3 protein-coding genes are annotated in these 2,412 nt (G+C 66.3%); 1 reads left to right on the top strand and 2 read right to left on the bottom strand.

The annotated features are described in order from the left end of the window. A partial coding sequence (locus tag Y705_RS22255; RefSeq protein WP_162149053.1) for a muramidase family protein occupies positions 1–855 on the bottom strand: 855 nt, incomplete at its 3' end. A 267-nt stretch (positions 856–1,122) separates the two neighbouring features. Between Y705_RS22255 and Y705_RS0107375 the strand changes: the two genes are divergently transcribed. Continuing rightward, complete coding sequence (locus tag Y705_RS0107375) at positions 1,123–1,473, top strand: Rv2175c family DNA-binding protein (RefSeq protein WP_049822420.1); 351 nt, start codon at positions 1,123–1,125, stop codon at positions 1,471–1,473. A 58-nt stretch (positions 1,474–1,531) separates the two neighbouring features. Here the strand turns inward: Y705_RS0107375 and Y705_RS18195 are convergent. Next, the coding region (locus Y705_RS18195; RefSeq protein ID WP_081737882.1) for a polyprenyl synthetase family protein at positions 1,532–2,412 on the bottom strand (881 nt) is incomplete at its 5' end.

Consider the following 2,412-nt stretch of genomic DNA (forward strand, 5'->3'; position numbering starts at 1 on the left):
CTGGACGGAGATCGTCGACGAGCCGAGGTTCAGTTTCTGGCCGGGGTGGATCACCGAGCTCATGGCGAGATTGTTCGCCGCGAGGATACTGCTGAGGCTTACGCCATGCCGTGCCGCTATGGCACCGAGGGTGTCGCCCGATTTGATCGTGTAGGCAGCCGCGGGTGCAGGTGCCGGCTCTGCTCCCGGCGTTGGAGCCGGTGCCGTTTCCGGTGCGGGACCCGCCGCTCCACCCAGAACGAGCTTCTGGCCCGGGAAGATGATCGAGGTCAGGGAGAGATTGTTGGCCGAAAGGATACTCGGAAGGCTGACGCCGTGGCGTGCTGCAATTGCGCCGAGCGTGTCTCCGGATCGGACTGTGTAGGAGCCCTGCGGCGCCGTCGATCCGGGCTTCTCCTCCTCGCCCGCAGGTGTCCCGGTGGCAGGGGCGCCGGTGAGCTTGATCTTCTGGCCCGGGTAGATGATCGTGCGCACGGTCATGCCGTTGAGGTCGAGAACATCACTCATCGACAGGTCGTGCCTGGCCGCGATGGCGCTGATGGTGTCGCCGGCCCGGACGGTGTAGCTCTCGGGAGTGATCACGGCGGGGATAGCAAGCGCCGGGACCTGGGCCGCGACGAGGGCGGCGGGGACGACGGCGTGGAGGGGGACCGGGGCCGAAGGGCTGAAGGCCCGCACCACCGAAGACGGCTGAACCTGGACAGCCGCGGCCGGCTGGGCAAGGGCGACCGAGGAAAGGAGGACGGCGGGGATGGCAGCCGTGGACACAGCGAGGCTGAGGCGTCGGGGCGGAGTGCGCACAGTGTCGGCCGCCGGGAATCCGGACGGCGATGCAGGGGGTCGCTGGGCAGTCATGTTCTGTTCCTCATCTGGAGGCGGTACGGGAACCGCGCGTGGTGCGGACGCCCTGGATGAGATCTGGCCAGGACGCACCGAGGGTGCAAAGGTGATGCAAAAGGGTCACGTGTGCTTTCTGTTGCCGCTGTGACTTATGTGAATCTACACGACTCCCCGCGTATCACAAGAGCCCCGGATGGGAGGGAGATCACCCGGCGGCGTGTCAGGCGCGGTCCGGTTCCGAAGTGGTGGCTCCCGTGGCGCTCATGGCACCCTTAGAGGGTGATGGAACTTGAAGAACTTGTACCTGGCTGGATGAACCTGCCCGACGTCGCCGCCCTTCTGGGCGTTTCGATTACGAAAGTCCACGGATTGCTCGATGACAGGGCACTGGTGTCCGTAAGAATTACCGACCGCAACATCCGGAGCATTCCCGCCGAATTCTTCCTTGAGAATGCCGTCCTCGAGAGCCTCCGCGGCACCGTGGTGGTGCTTGCCGACTCCGGCTTCAAGGACCACGAAATCATCCGCTGGCTCTTCACCGACGACGAATCCCTTCCCGGGCGTCCCATCGATGCGTTGCGTGAGGGCCGCAAGACGGAGATTCGGCGACGCGCACAGGCCGCGGCCTGGTAACCGCCGACACTCCTGAGCCTCGGACAGGCGGCGAGGGCGCCCCTCAACGGGCCGTACCCTAGAACGTCCTGGTGACTGCCGCCTCGGCGAGGGCACGGAGTGCGGCAGCCGGGAGATCGTCGATGGGGAGCCCGTCCAACGCGAGGAACGCGTCGGCCGAGCGCCTGGCGATCAATTGTTCGGTATGCGCGAGCGCACCGCTCTCCTCGATCCTGCCGCGCAACTCCGCTACGTCAGCATCCGACAGGTCGGGCCTTCCCAGGAGGCTGTTGATCATGGCCCTGCCGCGGGCGTCACTGGCGCCGAGGGTGCGTGCAATGAGATAGGTGCGTTTCCCTTCGCGAAGGTCGTCACCCGCGGGTTTCCCCGTGATTGCCGGGTCCCCGAACACCCCAAGGACGTCATCGCGCAGCTGGAAAGCTTCTCCGAGCGGCAGGGCGAACGAGGAGAATGCCTCGAGCAGCTCCGGCCCTGCTCCCGCCAGTGCTCCTCCCAGCATCAGCGGCCGCTCCATCGAGTACTTGGCGGACTTGAACCGCAGGATGTTGAGCGCCCGCTCAGCTGCGGCGTCGGGCGTTTGGTCGGGGCCCACCGCCTCCTCGAGGAGGTCGAGGTACTGGCCCGCCATCACCTCGGTCCGCATCCGGTTGAAGATCGGCCTGGCGCTGGCGCAATCCAGGCCCTCGCAGGCAGAAGTGAACAATTCCTCGCTGAACGCCAGGCACAGATCACCGGCGAGGATCGCCGAGGAAGCACCGAAGCGCTCCGGATCCAGGTGCCACCGTGCGTTCCGGTGCTGGATGCTGAACTGCCGGTGGACGCTCGGCGCACCCCTCCGGGTGTCCGACCGATCGATGATGTCATCATGGATGAGCGCAGCAGCCTGGAAGAACTCGAGGGCAATACCGGCCGTGACGACGGCGGGTGCGGCAGGGGCGC

This window comes from Arthrobacter sp. H41 (assembly GCF_000520535.1).
Taxonomy (GTDB): domain Bacteria; phylum Actinomycetota; class Actinomycetes; order Actinomycetales; family Micrococcaceae; genus Arthrobacter_D.